Source organism: Anaerococcus sp. (genome assembly GCF_022770135.1).
Lineage (GTDB): Bacteria > Bacillota > Clostridia > Tissierellales > Peptoniphilaceae > Anaerococcus.
The window spans coordinates 1-2,748 of the sequence record NZ_JALEIL010000111.1; the positions used below are offsets into that span (position 1 = coordinate 1).

The following is a 2,748-nucleotide window of genomic DNA, read 5'->3' on the forward strand; positions in this document are numbered from 1 at the left end:
CGATTTTTCACTTTACATCAATATTCCCTTCTGTCCTACGAGATGCAAGTATTGCTCCTATCCTACGATTGTGGGAGATAGGAAGGAAAAGGGAGAATATATCTCATCTCTAATCTACGAGATAGAAAATATAAATCTTCCTCAAAGGCTCGACGCCATATATATCGGCGGGGGCACTCCTTCCTTTATAGACGAAGAAGATCTAGCTAGGCTCCTTTCTGCAATAAAGCAGAAATTTTCCTACAAGGAATTTACCTTCGAAGCAGGGAGGGAAGATACATTAAATACAAGAAAGCTAGAAATCCTTAAGGAGGCAGGGGTAGACCGCATATCCCTTAACCCCCAGTCTTTTAACAGAGAAGTTGTAGAAAGGGCAGGAAGGACTTACGACTTCGATCACTTCCTAGAAATCTACCAAAAGGCAAAAGATTTAGGCTTTATAGTAAATATGGACTTTATCATTGGCCTTCTTGGAGAAGATAGTGAGCTTTTTAGGAGAAACTTCGAAGTTCTCGAGAGATTAAAACCTCATAATATTACCTTCCACGCCCTAGCCATGAAGGTAGGAAGTAAGTATTTTGAAGGAAAAGTCAAGGCCGAAAGGGGAGAGAGCCTTAAGATAAGCCAGATGATAGAAGACTTCGTAGAAGAAAATTCCTACAAGCCCTACTATCTCTATAGGCAAAAGAACATAGTATCCAATCTCGAAAACGTAGGCTATCAGAAAAATTCTACTTCCCAAAGATATAATACTATAATAAATGAAGAGAAAGAATCCATAGTAGGCCTTGGCATGAATGCCAACACTAAGCTTATGAATGGAAAGAAATTTAGAAATTCTAGAAACCTAAGGGACTACTTTGCCAAGGTCCAAGAAGAAATTTGGGCTAAAAATGAAATGATTAATGAGTATAATATAAACAAACATAGGAGGAATTATGGAAATTAAAAATATAGAACCAAAAGAAGTATTTGCTAACTTTTATGACCTAAGCAGAATACCAAGAGAATCAGGAAATGAAAAGGCAGTATCAGACTTTCTTGTAAACTTTGCCAAAGAGAGAAAGCTTGAAGTAGTCCAAGATGAAGCCCTTAATGTAATAATTAGAAAAGAAGCTTCCAAAGGCTATGAAGACAGACCTACAGTTGCCCTTCAAGGCCATATGGATATGGTTTGTGTCAAAGAAGACGATTCTGATCACGACTTTGCCAAAGACCCAATCGAGCTTCTAGTAGAAGACGGCTGGCTTACAGCAAATGGCACAACCCTAGGGGCAGATGACGGAATCGGAGTTGCCTTTATTATGGGAATCCTAGATGATGATAAGCTAGAACACGGACCAATCGAAGCCATCATCACAACAGGCGAGGAAACATCTATGGTAGGAGCTAACGCCCTAGACCTCTCCCAACTTAAGGCAGACTATCTAATAAATATCGACTCTGAAGAAGAAGGAGTCCTCACAATAGGATGCGCCGGAGGCCTTGACCTTGAAATAGAATTTAAGAAAGAATATGAAGATATAAAGGGAGACTTGATAGAAATTGAGCTTTCTGGCTTTGAAGGCGGCCACTCTGGTATGGAAATTGATAAATTTAGAGCTAATGCCATTAAAACCCTAGCCAGACTCCTTCACAAGATAGAAGGCGTACAAATAGCAGACATCAAGGGAGGAGTTAAGAGAAACGCCATCCCAACCACAGCCTACGGTCTAGTAGCGGTTAAGGATAGGGACAAGGCTATAGAAGAGATCGAAGAAAGAATTAAAGATGTCCTAAACGAATACAAGGACTCAGATCCAAAAGGAAAAATCACTGTAGCAAAGGCAGAATATGATGGCAAAGTTCTAAGCCAAAAAGTAAGTAAGGACATCCTAGATGCAATCTTTGCCCTACCAGATGGACTTTACAAAAAATACAAGGACAATATAGTAACATCATCAAACCTAGGCCTATTAGAAAACAGAGAAGATACCATAATGTTCCACTCAATGATCAGATCTGAAGTAGACTCTGCTAAGCTTAACAGGGCAGAAATCGCCATGGCAATAGTAGAAAGATTCGGCGGATCTTACGAGATAACCAACCAATACTCAGGCTGGCAAAGAGAAGAAACCCCACTAATAGATTTAGCAAACGAAACATGGAAATCAATCCACGGCGATGACCTAATAGTAGGAACAACCCACGGTGGACTAGAATGTGGCCTATTCAAAAAAGAAATCCCACAAGTAGAAATGATCTCCTTCGGCCCAGAAATCCAAGGAGCCCACTCACCAGCAGAAAAATGCAACATAGAATCAGTGGCTAATAACTATAAGTTCTTGGTTGAGCTTTTGAAGAAAATAAAATAAAATTCCTATAAACTGGCCCTTAGGGGGCTGGTTTTTTGGTGGAGATATTTTTTTCTAAATATCTGAGACTAAATATTTTTGATATTTGGATATCTGGATATTGGAATATTCTTATTTATGAAGGTGTCTCTTCGAACCTTTGGGTGAACGCTAAGGGGGCGGCAGAGGCCCCCTCCAGCTTTCCCCCAAGCCCCCTTTTCCCTCACCCCCTCTGCTCCTTAGCGGAGTGCGAAACTAGATGATTGGCTAACGCCAATCTCAGACTGTAGACAAAGTAGATGAAAAACACAAATTCGTCTACTTTTTCTATGCGGCAAACGCTTAAATCAAGCCATCTTTGGGTATAAATATACTAAAGATGGAGGAAGTTATGCTACATAAAAACGAAAATAAT

The 2,748-nt window shown here is 40.0% G+C and carries 2 protein-coding genes; both read left to right on the plus strand.

The genetic code is table 11. The annotated features are described in order from the left end of the window. On the plus strand, positions 1-949 hold a 949-nt coding region (locus tag MRZ08_RS05830; protein ID WP_297380419.1), incomplete at its 5' end, for a radical SAM protein. Further along, the gene (locus MRZ08_RS05835) at positions 939-2,354 is read left to right on the plus strand and encodes an aminoacyl-histidine dipeptidase (RefSeq protein ID WP_297380421.1); all 1,416 of its coding nucleotides are present in this window, start codon (positions 939-941) and stop codon (positions 2,352-2,354) included. The genes MRZ08_RS05830 and MRZ08_RS05835, both read left to right, overlap by 11 nt. The last annotated feature ends 394 nt before the right edge of the window (positions 2,355-2,748 follow it).

What these genes read in the sequence shown, in the direction of transcription:
- MRZ08_RS05835 (WP_297380421.1), top strand. Translation starts at nt 939, where the DNA reads ATGGAAATTAAAAATATAGAACCAAAAGAAGTATTTGCTAACTTTTAT.